Origin of the sequence: Streptomyces sp. 6N223 (genome assembly GCF_052246635.1) — a bacterium.
Classification (GTDB): domain Bacteria; phylum Actinomycetota; class Actinomycetes; order Streptomycetales; family Streptomycetaceae; genus Streptomyces.
In genome coordinates this window covers 1-12,746 of sequence record NZ_JBQQCA010000065.1, presented here as the reverse complement: position 1 = coordinate 12,746, position 12,746 = coordinate 1, and the positions used below count along the sequence as shown (strand labels likewise).

Annotated in this window: 15 protein-coding genes and 1 pseudogene; 10 read left to right on the top strand and 6 right to left on the bottom strand. The window is 74.6% G+C overall.

The annotated features are described in order from the left end of the window. Positions 1-38: 38 nt before the first annotated feature. The 3 genes from ACTWQH_RS28595 to ACTWQH_RS28585 all read left to right on the top strand — a co-directional run bounded on the left by ACTWQH_RS28595 (position 39) and on the right by ACTWQH_RS28585 (position 1,871). Entirely contained in the window at positions 39-848 is an 810-nt protein-coding gene (locus ACTWQH_RS28595; protein WP_443289677.1) for an exodeoxyribonuclease III, read from the top strand. A gap of 92 nt (positions 849-940) precedes the next feature. Further along, entirely contained in the window at positions 941-1,513 is a 573-nt protein-coding gene (locus ACTWQH_RS28590; RefSeq protein ID WP_443289676.1) for a nitroreductase family protein, read from the top strand. Next, positions 1,497-1,871, top strand: a complete 375-nt coding sequence (locus ACTWQH_RS28585; RefSeq protein ID WP_443289675.1) for a DUF6092 family protein — start codon at positions 1,497-1,499, stop codon at positions 1,869-1,871. Before ACTWQH_RS28590 ends, ACTWQH_RS28585 begins: the two co-directional genes overlap by 17 nt. 49 nt (positions 1,872-1,920) lie before the next feature. Here the strand turns inward: ACTWQH_RS28585 and ACTWQH_RS28580 are convergent, their stop codons facing one another. Further along, on the bottom strand, positions 1,921-2,637 hold the full coding sequence (locus ACTWQH_RS28580; protein ID WP_443289674.1) for a tRNA-dependent cyclodipeptide synthase: 717 nt from the start codon (positions 2,635-2,637) through the stop codon (positions 1,921-1,923). Positions 2,638-2,920: 283 nt separating this feature from the next. Here ACTWQH_RS28580 and ACTWQH_RS28575 point away from each other — a divergent pair, with 283 nt between their 5' ends. Beyond that, positions 2,921-3,952: a LacI family DNA-binding transcriptional regulator gene (locus ACTWQH_RS28575; RefSeq protein ID WP_443289673.1), complete on the top strand. Its 1,032-nt coding sequence runs from the start codon at positions 2,921-2,923 to the stop codon at positions 3,950-3,952. On the opposite strand, the gene ACTWQH_RS28570 is transcribed toward ACTWQH_RS28575, so the two are convergent. Continuing rightward, complete coding sequence (locus ACTWQH_RS28570; protein ID WP_443289672.1) at positions 3,949-5,016, bottom strand: LLM class flavin-dependent oxidoreductase; 1,068 nt, start codon at positions 5,014-5,016, stop codon at positions 3,949-3,951. The two genes, ACTWQH_RS28575 and ACTWQH_RS28570, sit on opposite strands and share 4 nt — an antisense overlap. Before the next feature lie 111 nt (positions 5,017-5,127). On the opposite strand from ACTWQH_RS28570, the gene ACTWQH_RS28565 reads away from it, so the two are divergent. Beyond that, positions 5,128-5,940 (top strand): inositol monophosphatase family protein, encoded by an 813-nt coding sequence (locus ACTWQH_RS28565; RefSeq protein WP_443289671.1) that lies wholly within the window; start codon positions 5,128-5,130, stop codon positions 5,938-5,940. Positions 5,941-5,943: 3 nt separating this feature from the next. Here the strand turns inward: ACTWQH_RS28565 and ACTWQH_RS28560 are convergent, their stop codons facing one another. Then, the gene (locus ACTWQH_RS28560) at positions 5,944-6,156 is read right to left on the bottom strand and encodes a hypothetical protein (protein ID WP_443289670.1); all 213 of its coding nucleotides are present in this window, start codon (positions 6,154-6,156) and stop codon (positions 5,944-5,946) included. Between the two features lie 202 nt (positions 6,157-6,358). On the opposite strand from ACTWQH_RS28560, the gene ACTWQH_RS28555 reads away from it, so the two are divergent. Genes ACTWQH_RS28555 through ACTWQH_RS28540 form a run of 4 tightly spaced genes read left to right on the top strand, consistent with a single transcriptional unit; the run spans position 6,359 to position 9,303 of the window. Next, a complete protein-coding gene (locus ACTWQH_RS28555) occupies positions 6,359-7,333 on the top strand; it encodes a GNAT family N-acetyltransferase (RefSeq protein ID WP_443289669.1) in 975 nt (324 codons plus the stop codon). Next, positions 7,299-8,087: a class I SAM-dependent methyltransferase gene (locus tag ACTWQH_RS28550; protein ID WP_443289668.1), complete on the top strand. Its 789-nt coding sequence runs from the start codon at positions 7,299-7,301 to the stop codon at positions 8,085-8,087. Before ACTWQH_RS28555 ends, ACTWQH_RS28550 begins: the two co-directional genes overlap by 35 nt. Further along, positions 8,084-8,785 carry an endonuclease V gene (locus ACTWQH_RS28545; RefSeq protein ID WP_443289667.1) on the top strand — a complete coding sequence of 234 codons (702 nt, stop codon included), beginning with the start codon at positions 8,084-8,086 and terminating at the stop codon, positions 8,783-8,785. Before ACTWQH_RS28550 ends, ACTWQH_RS28545 begins: the two co-directional genes overlap by 4 nt. Next, positions 8,782-9,303, top strand: coding sequence for a nucleoside deaminase (locus ACTWQH_RS28540; RefSeq protein WP_443289666.1), 522 nt, complete (start codon positions 8,782-8,784; stop codon positions 9,301-9,303). The genes ACTWQH_RS28545 and ACTWQH_RS28540 overlap by 4 nt, the downstream gene beginning before the upstream one ends. 102 nt (positions 9,304-9,405) lie before the next feature. Here ACTWQH_RS28540 and ACTWQH_RS28535 read toward each other — a convergent pair whose 3' ends face one another. The 3 genes from ACTWQH_RS28535 to ACTWQH_RS28525 form a co-directional block, all read right to left on the bottom strand. Further along, positions 9,406-9,627 carry a DUF397 domain-containing protein gene (locus tag ACTWQH_RS28535; protein WP_443289665.1) on the bottom strand — a complete coding sequence of 74 codons (222 nt, stop codon included), beginning with the start codon at positions 9,625-9,627 and terminating at the stop codon, positions 9,406-9,408. Positions 9,628-9,803: 176 nt separating this feature from the next. Continuing rightward, positions 9,804-10,676, bottom strand: a complete 873-nt coding sequence (locus ACTWQH_RS28530) for a helix-turn-helix domain-containing protein (protein WP_443289664.1) — start codon at positions 10,674-10,676, stop codon at positions 9,804-9,806. Between the two features lie 185 nt (positions 10,677-10,861). Then, positions 10,862-11,665, bottom strand: coding sequence for a GOLPH3/VPS74 family protein (locus ACTWQH_RS28525; RefSeq protein WP_443289663.1), 804 nt, complete (start codon positions 11,663-11,665; stop codon positions 10,862-10,864). Positions 11,666-11,916: 251 nt separating this feature from the next. Between ACTWQH_RS28525 and ACTWQH_RS28520 the strand changes: the two are divergent. After that, positions 11,917-12,746: pseudogene (locus ACTWQH_RS28520) on the top strand (hypothetical protein); the annotation flags it as partial.

The window sequence follows — 12,746 nt, the reverse complement described above, 5'->3', positions numbered from 1 at the left end:
GTCCCAATCCCCGCGGGTGCGCGTAGTACCGTCGTCCGGTGCTGACCGTCTCCACCGTCAACGTCAACGGCCTGCGGGCCGCCGCGAAGAAGGGATATCTGGCCTGGCTGGCGGCCAGTCAGGCCGATGTCGTGTGCCTGCAGGAGGTGCGCGCCGAGGAGGACCAGCTCGCCGACGCGGTGCGGGTGCCGGACGGGTGGCGCGCGGTCTACGCGCCGTCGCTCGCCGCCAAGGGCCGGGCCGGGGTCGCGGTGCTGACGCGGGGTCGGGAGCCGGAGGAGGTGCCGGTCGGGTTCGGCGTGCCGGAGTTCGCCGGGGCCGGGCGGTACCTGGAGGTGGACCTGCCGGGCGTGACGGTGGCGAGCCTGTACCTGCCATCGGGCGAGGTGGGGACGGCGCGGCAGGAGGAGAAGGAGCGGTTCATGGCCGCGTTCCTGCCGTACCTGGTGGAGCTGCGCGGCCGGGCGGCGGCGGCCGGGCGCGAGGTGCTGGTGTGCGGCGACTGGAACATCGCGCACCGCGAGGCCGACCTGAGGAACTGGCGCGCCAACCAGGGCCGGGCCGGGTTCCTGCCCGAGGAGCGGGCGTGGCTGTCGCGGGTGTACGCCGAGGCGGGGTACGTGGACGTGGTGCGGGCGCTGCACCCGGACGTGGAGGGGCCCTACACCTGGTGGACCTACCGGGGGCGCGCCTTCGACGCCGACACAGGCTGGCGCATCGACGTGATCGCCGGTTCGCCCGGCCTCGCGGCGCGCGCCGCGAAGGCGTACGTCGAGCGGGCCGCGAGCCACGCCGAGCGGTGGAGCGACCACGCGCCCGTGACGGCGGTCTTCGACACGAAGGGGTGAACGCCGCCCCCGGGTCGCGCACGTCGCGCGCGAGGACGCGCGAGGAGGGGTAGGGATGCTCCCAGGGCTCTCCAGGCGCGAGGAGGGATCTCTTGGAGTCTTCTGATGCCGCCGGATCTTCCGGCGCTTCGGCTGCCACGGGCGTTTCGGGCGCCGGCGTGCTGCGGCTGCTGCGCGGCCGGGCGGTCGTGCGCCGGTACACGGGCGAGGCGATCAGCGACGAGCTGCTGGACGAGCTGCTCGACGTGATGGTCGCGGCGCCGACCGCGGCCAACAAGCAGGCGTGGGCGTTCCTGGCGGTGCGCGACCCGCGCACGGTGCGGCGCGTCAGGGCCTTCGCGCCGGGCATGATCGGGCTGCCGCCGCTCGTCGTCGTCGCCTGCTTCGACCGCGACCGCGCGGTGCGCGACGGGTCGGTGCCGTGGGACGCCGGGATGCTGTGCGTGGCCATGGCGGTGCAGAACCTGCTGCTGGCGGCGCACGCCGTGGGGCTGGGCGCCTGCCCGGTCGGCAGCTTCCGGCGGGAGGCGGTGCGGCGTCTGGTGAGCCTGCCCGACCGTCTCGAACCGCTTCTGATGGTGGCCGTGGGGCACCCGGCGCGGGCGCCGGAGCCGACGCGGCGGCGCCCCCGGGAGGAGGTGATCCGCTATGAGTCGTGGGACTGAGGAGCAGGAGGAGCGCGAGGAGCGGGAAGGGCCCGAGGAGGAGCGGCCGATGTCCCGGGTGGCCGAGGAGGTGACGCTGCTGGCGGCGTTCCTGCTGAGCAGCGGGCGCGGCCTGCTGGACGAGCCCGCCGAGTACGGGGTGGCGCGCTGCGCGGACGGGGCGCGGCGCGCGCTGGAGCTGCTGGAGGACGTCTGCGGCGTGCGCGAGCCCCGGCTGGTGGCCATTCGGCAGCGGCTGGAGGAGGCGATGTCCGGCCCGATGGACGAGGCAGGGCTCGCCGCCCTGCTGGACGGGGCGTGCGAGGACGTGGTCTCGGTGCTGACGGACGACGACGCGCTCGCTCCCCCGGGGCGCTGACGTCACGCCGACGCGCGCGCCGCGTGCCCGGCCGCGCGGCCGGGCGCGGTCAGCGCGACCCGCTCTCCGGCGCCGACGGGTGGACCACCACGAATCCCTGGCGGCTGCTGGGGCGCAGCGCCGACTGGCCGTGGAAGACCTGGTCGAGGAATTCGAGGCGGTGGTGGTAGACCGCCACCGAGCTGTCCACGCCGAGCAGGCCCGGGGTGTCCAGCAGCAGCGGCGTCTCCGCGACGAGGTACCGCATGGCGCGCTCGGCCTGCGCCCGCGTGGGCTCGGCGCCGTGCAGGTGCGACCGCAGGGCCTTGCCGGCGACGCGGAGGTAGGTGTCGTGCAGCGCCGAGTCCGTGTCGATGGCGTCCTCGCTCTCCCTGAGCAGGCGCTCGTACCGCGGCCACCCGGCGATCTCGGACAGCAGAAGCAGCCCGAAGCGGTCGCTCGGCACCCCGGCGGCCAGCCACGCCCGCGTCACGCGGTTGCGGACGCGGCCCGCCTTGGCGCGGGCCCTGCGGTGCGCCTGGTCGTCGGCGTATCCCAGCGCCCGCCACGTCTCGACCTCCGCCGAATCCGGGATCACGACGTCGACGCGCCGGAACCTGGCCGCGGCCCACCGCAGCAGGTCGGTGATGCGGGCCTCGCTGAAGTAGCTGTTGCCCGGGGAGACGCCGATCAGCACGTGGTCGCCACGGTCGAGGATCGCCCGGCAGTTGGCGGTCAGCGGCTCGACGGTGAACGGGGTGGGGAAGCGGCTCAGGCGCACCGTCATGGCGGACATCCAGAAGGGAGGAGGTGAGCGGCGTGGAAGGCGAGGCGGAGACGAGCGGGAAACGCCGGCAGCGGGCGGCTCGCCGGTCTCCGTTCCGTCGACGTGTACTCCGTCGACGCGTACCCCAGACAGACTGCAACCACCGCGAGGACGTTGGCGAGCCCTTTGGATGTGGCGCTCGCCTCAGTCTCTCCCGCTGCCTCTCCGGCGGCGCAACGGCGGCGGAACGGCGGCTGAACGACGGCACGCCCCCGGACGGCGGCCCTGGGCGCATAATCGCCGCATGGTCACGATGAGCGAGGTGGCGAAGGCGGCCGGAGTCTCGGTGATGACGGTGTCGAACGTCATCAACGGCCACCGGTATGTGAGCGACGCCACCCGCGACCGGGTGCTGGCGGCGATAGACCAGCTGGGGTACCGGGTCAACCTCGCCGCGCGCACGCTGCGCTCGGGCAGCACCGGCGTCATCGGCCTGGCCGTGCCCGGCCTCGACAACCCCTACGTCGGGCAGCTCGCCTCGCTCCTCATCCGGCACGCGGCCGGCCTCGGCTACCAGGTGGTGGTGGAGGAGACGGGCGCGGAGCGCGAGAGCGAGCTGGGCGCGCTGGTGCACTCGCGGGTGCGCCGGTACGACGGGCTCATCATCTCCACGGTCGGCCTGGGCGACGAGGACGCCGAGCAGCTGCGGTCCGACATCCCGGTGGTGGCGCTCGGCGAACGCATCAGCTCGGGCAGCGGCGCCATCGACCACGTCGCCATGGCCAACGCCGAGGGCGCCCGGGACGCCACCCGCCATCTCGTCGAGCGCGGCCGCCGGCGGATCGTGGCGCTGGGCGGCTCCACCGTGCCCGAGGTCAACGCCGCCACGCTGCGCGCGACCGGGTACCGGCGGGCCCTGGAGGAGGCCGGGCTGCGCTGGCGCGAAGAGCTGGTCGTGCCCTGCCCCTTCTCCATGGCGGGCGGCGCCGGGGCCGTGCGCGCCCTGCTCGACGCCGGGGTGCGGTTCGACGCCCTGGCGTGCGCCACCGACTCGATCGCGCTCGGCGCGCTGCGGGCGCTGGCCGACCACGGGATCGAGGTGCCCGGCGAGGTGCTGGTCACCGGCTTCGACGATGTCGAGCAGGCGTCGTACGCCGTGCCGTCGCTGACGACGGTCGCGCCGGGCCACGCGGAGATGGCGCGGGCGGCGCTGCGGATGCTGACCGAACGCATCGCGGGGCGGCGCGTCGAGGGCGACTACGAGCAGTTCACCGGGCCTCACCGGCTGGTGGTGCGCGAGTCCACGGGCGGCGCCCGCCCGGGCGCGAGCGGCTAGCGCGGCAGCGCGTATGCGTCGGCGATGAGTTCGTAGCTGCGCAGCCGGGCCGCCGGGGTGTGGGCGTTGCTGGTGATCATCAGCTCGTCGGCGCCGGTGCGCTTGGCCAGGTCGTTCAGGCCCTCGCGCACCGCGTCGGGCGTGCCGTGGACGACGTTGGCCAGCCAGCCGTCGACGATCTCCGTCTCGACGGGGCTGAAGGGGTGTGACGCCGCCTCCTCAGGACTGGGGATCAGGCCGGGGCGGCCGGTGCGCAGCCGGACCATGGCCAACGCCCCCGTGAGGACCTGCCGCTGCGCCTCGCGCTCGTCGTCGGCGGCCAGCGCGGAGACGCCGATCATGGCGTAGGGGGCGTCGAGAGCGTCGGAGGGCCGGAAGCTGCGGCGGTAGAGGTCGAGCGCGGGGACGGTGTTCGCGGCCGAGAAGTGGTGCGCGAACGCAAACGGCAGGCCGAGGCGGCCCGCGAGTTCGGCGCTGAAGCCGGAGGAGCCCAGCAGCCAGACCGGCGGCCGGTCGGCCGGCTGCACCCCGCCCGCGACGCGGCCCTGCACCGGGCCCGGCACGGCGTGGATGGCGGCGTAGGGGTGGTCGTCGGGGAAGTCGTCGTCGAGGAAGCGGATCAGCTCGGCGAGCTGCTGCGGGAACGCGTCCGCGCCGTCGGCACGCCCGCGCCGCAGCGCCGCCGCCGTGGCCCCGTCCGTGCCCGGCGCGCGCCCCAGGCCAAGGTCGATGCGGCCCGGCGCGAGGGCCTCCAGGGTGCCGAACTGCTCGGCGATCACCAGCGGCTGGTGGTTGGGCAGCATCACGCCGCCCGAGCCGAGGCGTATCCGCTCGGTCTGCCCGGTGAGGTGACCCAGGATCACGGCTGGAGAGGTGCTGGCCACGCCCGGCATGGAGTGGTGCTCGGCCACCCAGAAGCGGTGGAACCCGCGCCGGTCGGCCAGCCGCGCCAGCTCGGCGGTGGTCCGCAGCGCGTCGGTGGCGGTCAGTCCGGCCCCCACCGTGGCCAGATCCAGCACGGACAGCACCGCCGGAGCGGTCCCCTGGCTTCTTCCCCTGATCACGTGCCCCTCGCCTCCTCGAAACGTCGTGCCCTGAGAATGGGCAACCAGCCGCCCGGCGGAGGCATTCCTCCTGAAGGGAAGGCGAAGGGGAGAAGGAGAGGAGAGCACCGGGTGGCGTACGACACGGCCGAGTTGGTCGAGGTGGCGCGCGCGTGCTGCGATCAGGCCGCCGCGCTGCTGCGCCGCCGCGCCGCCGAGGGCCCGGCCGTGCGGTCCAAGAGCGCCCACGAGCGGGTCACGGACGCCGACATCGAGGCGGAGACGCTGCTGCGCAAGACCCTGCGGGCGGCCGTGCCGGACTCGGCGGTGGTGGGCGAGGAGCTGCCGGACGAGCCGGGCCAGGAGGTTACCTGGTACGTCGACCCGGTCGACGGCACGCACAACTTCCTGCGCGGGCTGCCGCTGGCGTGCGTCTCGGTCGGGGTGGCGGTCGGCGGCCGGCTGGTCGGCGGCTGCGTCCACGACGTCTTCCGCGACGAGTCGTTCACCGGAGGCGAGGGCGTGCCGCTGCGGATCGACGGCGTACGCCCCGCCGCCGCGTCGCCCGGGCCGGCCGACGCGCAGGTGACGCCGCTGCTGCTGAGCGACATCCCGCTCACCGGGCGCGCCGGGCCCGAGGAGCCGGCGTTCAGTCTGGAGCTGATGGCCCGCGCGGACCTGCGCCGCCTGTACTCCACCGCCCTGGCGCTGGCGTGGGTGGCCGCCGGGCGCGCCGACCTCGCCTGCAACCTGCACATCCACCCCTGGGACGTGGCCGGGGGCGCGGCGCTGGTGCGGGCGGCGGGCGGGCGTTACACGCCGATCGGCGGGCCTGATCCGGCGGCGGCGCCCGGCTTCGTGGCGTCACGCCCGGGCCTGGACGCCCTCGACGGCGGCGCGCTGGAACGCTGGATCGCCGAACGCCTGACGGCGCTCGCACCTTAGGCGTTACGGCAGATATCGCTCGACGGCGGCGGGCCCCTCCCGGTCCAGCATCCGGCGGGCCCGCTCGATCCGCGCCGGGGTCGGCTCCCGGCCGGTGAGCCGCACCAGGTCCTCGGGGTCGATCGGGTGCTCGGAGCCGGTGTGCAGCAGCCGGTCCGGCGTCGGCAGGTCCTCGTCGTTTCCCGTTGTCTCGGAGTTCTCGGCGTTGGCGGGCATGGGGCACCTCCATGCGTTCGGGTCGGCCCACTCCCTGTCCCGCCAGCCTATTGCGGGTGTGGCGGGCATGCACGGCGTCGGCCGGGACCCGCCGCCTGGACGGCGCCTCGGCGGCGCCTCGGCGGCGCCTCGGCGGCGCCTCGGCGGCGCCTCGGCGGCAAAAACCCTTGACTGAGGTCAAGCATTTCTCATACTGGCGTGCATGGCCCAGCCCTCGCCTGCCGCCGACCTGGCGGCCTTCCGCCGCTTCAACCGCTACTACACCCGCCGCACCGGGGTGCTCTCGGAGCGCTACCTGGACCAGAACCGCCCGGCGGGCCAGTCCCGGCTGCTGTACGAGATCGGCGCCGGCACGAACGCCGGCATCGGCGTCGCGGAGCTGCGGCAGCGCCTCGGCCTCGACGCGGGCCAGCTCAGCCGCATGCTGGCCGCGCTGGAGCGCGACGGCCTGCTGCGCCTGCGCCCCGACCCCGCCGACGGCCGCCGCCGCCTCGCCGAGCTGACCGAGGCCGGGCGGCGCGAGTGGGAGGCGCAGGAACGCCGCTCCGACGAGGCGGTCGCCCGGCTGCTGACCGGGCTCGGCGCCCGGCGGCGCGCCAAGCTCCTCGACGCCCTGACCACCGCCGAACGCCTGCTGCACGCCGCCGCCGTCACCATCGCCCCCGCCGACCCGGCCTCGCCCGACGCCCGCCACTGCCTGCTGGCGTACGCCGCCGAGCTGCGCGAGCGCTTCCCCGAGGGCTACGACGACGCCGAGCTGGTCTCCCCCGCCGACCTCGCCCCGCCCGCGGGCGTGCTCCTGCTCGCCCGCGACCAGGACGGGGACGGGGACCGCCCGGCGGGCTGCGGCGCGCTGCGCCCCTTCGCGCCCGGCACCGCCGAGCTGCGCCACCTGTGGATCGCTCCCGGCGCCCGGGGCCTGGGCCTGGGGCGGCGCCTGCTGGCCGCGCTCGAGGCGGAGGCCGCGGCGCGCGGCCACCACACCGTCCTCCTCAACACCCACCGCGCCCTCACCGAGGCCATCGCCCTCTACCGCGCCGCCGGGTACGCCGGCATCCCCGCCTACAGCGACGACCCGCACGGCCAGCTCTGCTTCGAAAAGCGCCTGCGCGGCCCCCGCCCGGAGCCGGAGGATGGGGGTCATGAGGGACGCGAGCGAGCTGCGCGAGACGTTTGACGAGGTCGCCGAGGTCTACGACCGGGCCCGGCCGCGGTACCCGCGGGAGCTGGTGGCGCGGCTGCTGGCGGGCTGCGGGCGGCGGGTGCTGGAGGTGGGGCCCGGCACCGGGCAGCTGACGGCCGAGCTGGCGGCGGACGGCCGCGCGGTCACCGCCGTCGAGCTGGGCCCGGCGCTGGCCGAGGTCGCGCGCCGCCGGCTGGCGGGCCACCCCGGCGCCCGAGCCCACGTCGAGGTCGCGAACTTCGAGACGTGGCCGCTGCCGCCCGAGCCCTTCGACGCCGTCGTGTTCGCCACCTCCTTCCACTGGATCGACCCGGCCGTCCGCCTCGCCAAGGCGGCCCGCGCGCTGCGCCCGGGCGGACTGCTGGCGGTGGTCACCACGCACCACGTCGGTAGCGGCGGCAGCAGCTCGGCGTTCTTCGCCAGGGTCCAGGGCTGCTACGAGCGGTGGATGCCGGGAACGCCGCCCGGCCTGCGGCTGCGCCACGAGTCGGAGGTGGCCACGGACACCGGCGAGCTGGCGGCCGACGACCGCTTCGGCGAGGTGCGGGTCTACCGGTCCGCGCGGGACGTGACGTACTCCGCCGAGGAGTATCTGGAGGTGCTGAGCACCTACTCCGGCCACCGCGCGCTCGATCCCGGGGCCCGCGCGCGGCTGTTCGGCTGCGTCCGGGCGCTGATCGACGGCGAGCACGGCGGCCGCGTCACCAAGCGGTACCTGCACGAGCTGATCACGATGGAACGCCGGTGAACGGGCCACGGCGCCGGCCACGGCGCTGGCCGGCCACGCCCGAGGAGGCCGCGGCCGAGCAGCGGCGGCTGCGGGAGCTGGTGCAGACCGAGACGGCGCCGGGCGCGGGTGCGCCGCGCACCATCGCCGGCGTGGACGTGGCGTACGACGACGGGCGCGGGCGCCTGGCGGCGGCGGTCGTGGTGCTGGACGCCGGCACGCTGGCCGTGGTGGAGCGGGCCACGGCCGACGGCACGATCGCCTTCCCCTACGTGCCGGGGCTGCTCGCCTTCCGCGAGATCCCGCCGGTGCTGGACGCCCTGGAGCGGCTGGCGTCCCGCCCCGACGTGCTGGTCTGCGACGGGTACGGCATCGCCCATCCCGCGCGCTTCGGGCTGGCCAGCCACCTCGGGGTGCTGACGGGCATCCCCTGCTTCGGCGTGGCCAAGACGCCGTTCCTCTTCTCCCACCGCGAGCCGGAGGCGGCGCGCGGCGCGTGGACCCCGCTGACGGCCGAGGACGGCGAGACGGTCGGGCGCGCGCTGCGCACGCGCGCGGGTGTGAAGCCGGTGTTCGTCTCCGCCGGACACCTCGTCGGCATCGAGGACGCCTGCGCGCTGACGCTGCGGCTGACCCCGCGCCACCGGCTGCCGGAGACCACGCGGCAGGCGGACCGCGCGTGCCGGGCGGCGTTGCGTCGCCTAGCATCCACCTCGTGAGCGGCATACGTGATGAGTTGGACAGGGAGTTGAACGACGCCGACCGGCGGCATCTGCGGCGCTGCGTGGAGCTGGCCGCCGAGGCGCTGGCGGCGGGGGACGAGCCCTTCGGGTCGGTGCTGGTGACCGCCGACGGCAGGGTGCGGTTCGAGGATCACAACCACGTGGCCTCCGGCGACCGGACGCGCCACCCGGAGTTCGCTGCGGCGCGCTGGTCCGCCGCGCACCTCACGCCCGGGGAGCGGGCCGCCGCGACCGTGTACACCTCCACCGAGCACTGCCCGATGTGCGCCACCGCCCACGGCTGGGTGGGGCTGGGCCGGATCGTGTACGCCAGCTCCTCGGCGCAGCTCGGGGCGTGGCTGGCGGAGTGGGGGGCGCCCCCGCCGCCCGTGCGGACGCTGCCGGTCCGGGAGCTGGTGCCGGGCGCGGAGGTGGTGGGCCCGGTCCCGGGCCTGGCGGACGAGGTGCGCGAGCTGCACCGCCGCTTCGTCGAGCGGATGCGGCGGATGCCGTAGATCCGTAGATGCGGCAGGCGTCGGGCGGCGTCATGTGGGGGGCCCGGACCGCCTGGGGTGCGGTCCGGGCCCTGTCGCAGGAAGAAGGAGATCGAGCGGACGTCACGCAGCGGCGTCGCGACACGCGTCCACGAGGCCGAGGAACGCCGACCAGGATCCGGCGTCGAAACCCAGACGCGGTCCGCCCGTCACCTTGGAGTCGCGGACGGCCAGCCGCTCCCGCGACGCCTCGGACCGCACCTCCACGCAGGCGCCGTTTCCGCCCGAGTAGGACGACTTGGTCCAGTCGGTCAGGTTCCGTGTCTCGCCATGCACCATTGCCATGTCTGCTCCGGATGGTCAGGCCGCGCCGCGCTCGCTCACGCGGCGTATCGGCGTATCGATGTGCCCGCGACCGTACTAGTCCGGATCCGCACGCGGCGCCCACCTTCACCCGACCGGATGGATCGTCTCGTACTCCCCTTCATAAGTGTGGAGTTGAGGTGTAGCTTGCCCCGCCGCTAGGCGGCAGCGGCGGCGTGCTCCTCGGCGAGCCGGGCGACGAACTCCCGCGTCTGCTTGGGGCTGAGGGCCTGGGCGCGCAGGTGCTCGTACATGACGCTGTAGTGCTGCACGTCGTGCGCCTTCTCCAGGTACAGGTCGCTGGTGCCGCCCTCCAGGTAGATGACGGTCGAGTCGCTGGCCTCGGGGAACTCGAGGATGGCGTACTGCCCGTTGACCCCCGGGTGCGCGCCGGCGGTGAAGGGCATGACCTGGAGCGTGACGTGCGGGAACTCGGAGGAGTCGACCAGGCTGCGGAGCTGCTCGGCCATGACCGCCGGGCTGCCGACGACGCGCCGCAGCGCCGCCTCGTCCACCACGGCCCACAGCCGCAGCGGGTGCCGGTCGTCCCGGATGCGCTGCTGGCGGCGCATCCGCACCTGAACCCTGCTGCCGACCTCGTCCTCGGACATCTCCGGCAGCGCGCCAGCGATGACCGCGGCGGCGTACGCCTGGGTCTGCAACAGGCCCGGCACCACCTGGGGTTCGTACACCCGCAGCGAGGAGGCGTCGGTCTCCAGCCCTATATAGACGCTGTAGGAGGGCGACAGCTCGGCGAACGCATGCCACCAGCCCTGCTGCCGGGACTCGCGGGCCATCTGCATCAGCGACTCGACTAACTTCCTGTCCTGCACCTCGTAGACCCCGCACAGGTCGCGCACGTCGCGGGGGCTGATGCTGCGGCGGCCGTTCTCCAGCCTGCTGATCTTGGACTGGGAGACCAGCAGCCGGTCGGCGACCTCCTCGGCCGTCATGCCCCGGTCCTCGCGGAGCCGCCGCAGCTCCTGACCGAGTCTGCGCCGCCGAACGGTGGGATTGACGTTGCCCGCCACGGATCGTGCACCTCCGGTGATTGGGACTGCTGGGATGCAGCCTGCCAGGTGGGGCGGCGGGTTCGCTGGCTTTTCGCCACACAGGGTGCCCGTCCGTACTGGAATGCGGCTCCTGGTGTTGACCCGGGCACTGACCCGGGACTGACCCGGTGTTGATGTGTGCGCGCGGTGGCCTGGCCCTGCCCTCAGTGGGAGAGCGAGGGGCGCACTGCGGCGCGGGCGACTCCTCTCCGCCTGGTCTCCTTGGGGACCTGCTGTGACGACTGTCCGACCCCGGCCATCGCCGCCGCGGGCGCGTGCGAGGCACGTCCCGCCGCCGCCTTGGCGCGTGGGCCGGCCTGAGTACGCCGCGCCGCCGCCTGGCCCGCCACGCCGTTCTGGACGTCCATCACGGCGTGTGCCACGAGACCGCCCATGGGATCGTGCCGGATCAGGTCCCGGAGCCGGGAGCGGGAGGACCGCCCCTCGTTCCCCGGGTAGAGGTGCTTGCCGAGCCCGACCGCGTGGGCGAGGGCCGCCAGCGCCGCGGTCCGCGCGTCCGGCGGGGTGCCGGTGCGGATCGCGGTGTCCAGCCTGGCCCGGATCTGCCGGCTGACCGCGGTGTCCGTTGCCTGGTACCGCGTCGTTGGCAGAATCCCGCACATCTGGTTCTCCACCGCGTGCACCATGCCGCAGCGCTCCAGATGCGTGAGATAGGTCTGGCGGAGCCCGAGCCTGGGCCCGCCGATCCAGTGGACGGCTCGCACTGGGCTGCCACGCCTTCGCAGCAGCTCCAGCGCGGAGTCCAGCGTGGGATCTCCGGTCGGCCGTGGCAATATCACGGCTATTCGGTCCCCGTCTGGGGCTATCCGTCCCGCGAGGGCCAGCTCCACGAGCTGGGCCCCGGCGAGTCCGAGGTCGAGAGACTGCGGCTGCGCCGTGGTACCCGTGGTCGGGTCCAGAGCAAGCAGCAGCAGCTCCTCCGGAATGGTTCTACGACTCCTGCCCATCCATGCCTCCCCGCGTGGATGAAAGACAGGGTGACGCCTCTCACATTGTTCTGTCGAGACCGCGTGGTGGTTATGTGCGGGAACCCGTAGATATGTCGTTGTCGTCCTTCAGGGAGAACGACGGCTTTCCGCCACGCCCGGCACGGCGTACCGAGGTGCAGAGCACCCGGCAGACTGGTAGGGCCAACGGCCGGTTTGCCGCTTCGACACGTTCAGCAGTTCAACAAGTTCAACCACGCAAGGAGGCACGGGTGGCGGGCGAGTCCCCGGACACTTCGGAACGGGATCGGGAGCGAGCGTCATCGCTCGGGGAAGGGCAGTCACTCGGGAAGACGCCCAAGGACCCCGCAACAGTTCCCCTGGCCGCGGGAGTTCCCGCCCCCAGGGCAAAAAAGAACGGCGCGGCGACCCCACCCGCCACCTCGCCGGAGCCCGAGCCCGAGCCCGAGCCGGAAACAGAGCCGGAAACAGAGCCGGAGAATCGGGAGGAAGGACAGAAAGAGGCACAGAACGGGCAGGACCGGCAGGAGGAACGGCCGGAACGGGACGCCCCCGAGGAGCCCGCGCAGGCGGCGTCCGCTGAGGACTCCGCCCAGGACGCCGAGGACGCCGAGGACGCCGACGGCTCGGACGACGCCGACGGCTCGGACGACGCCGACGGCTCGGACGACGCCGACGGCTCGGACGACGCGGACGACGCGGACGACGCGGACGACGCGGACGACGCGGACGACGCGGACGAGGACACCGGCGAGGACGCCGACCAGGCGCCCGCGCCGGAGAAGGCCACGCCGTCGCTCCCGAAGGACCGGCCGACGACGGTGCTTCCGAGGAGCCGACCCGGCACGGCGCTCCCCAAGGACCCGCCGACGACGGCGCTGCGCGTGGACGAGGACAAGAAGCCGGAGAAGCCCGCGCCGCCCGCGGCACCGCCCTCGGCCCCGCCAGCGGCACCGCCCGTGCCGGCGGCCCCTCCCGCGCCCGCGAGCCCACCCGCCCCGCCCGCCCCGCCCATGCCGAGGGTCCCGCCGCCGCCCGCGGACTCCGAGCGCGACCCGCTGGAGCTGCTCGCCGCCCTGAC

Bases quoted from the DNA above. Each gene is read 5' to 3' on its own strand.
- ACTWQH_RS28585 (WP_443289675.1), top strand. From the start codon at position 1,497: ATGAGTCGTGGGACTGAGGAGCAGGAGGAGCGCGAGGAGCGGGAAGGG.
- ACTWQH_RS28580 (WP_443289674.1), bottom strand. From the start codon at position 2,637: ATGACGGTGCGCCTGAGCCGCTTCCCCACCCCGTTCACCGTCGAGCCG.
- ACTWQH_RS28575 (WP_443289673.1), top strand. From the start codon at position 2,921: ATGGTCACGATGAGCGAGGTGGCGAAGGCGGCCGGAGTCTCGGTGATG.
- ACTWQH_RS28560 (WP_443289670.1), bottom strand. From the start codon at position 6,156: ATGCCCGCCAACGCCGAGAACTCCGAGACAACGGGAAACGACGAGGAC.
- ACTWQH_RS28555 (WP_443289669.1), top strand. From the start codon at position 6,359: ATGGCCCAGCCCTCGCCTGCCGCCGACCTGGCGGCCTTCCGCCGCTTC.
- ACTWQH_RS28550 (WP_443289668.1), top strand. From the start codon at position 7,299: ATGAGGGACGCGAGCGAGCTGCGCGAGACGTTTGACGAGGTCGCCGAG.
- ACTWQH_RS28535 (WP_443289665.1), bottom strand. From the start codon at position 9,627: ATGGCAATGGTGCATGGCGAGACACGGAACCTGACCGACTGGACCAAG.
- ACTWQH_RS28525 (WP_443289663.1), bottom strand. From the start codon at position 11,665: ATGGGCAGGAGTCGTAGAACCATTCCGGAGGAGCTGCTGCTGCTTGCT.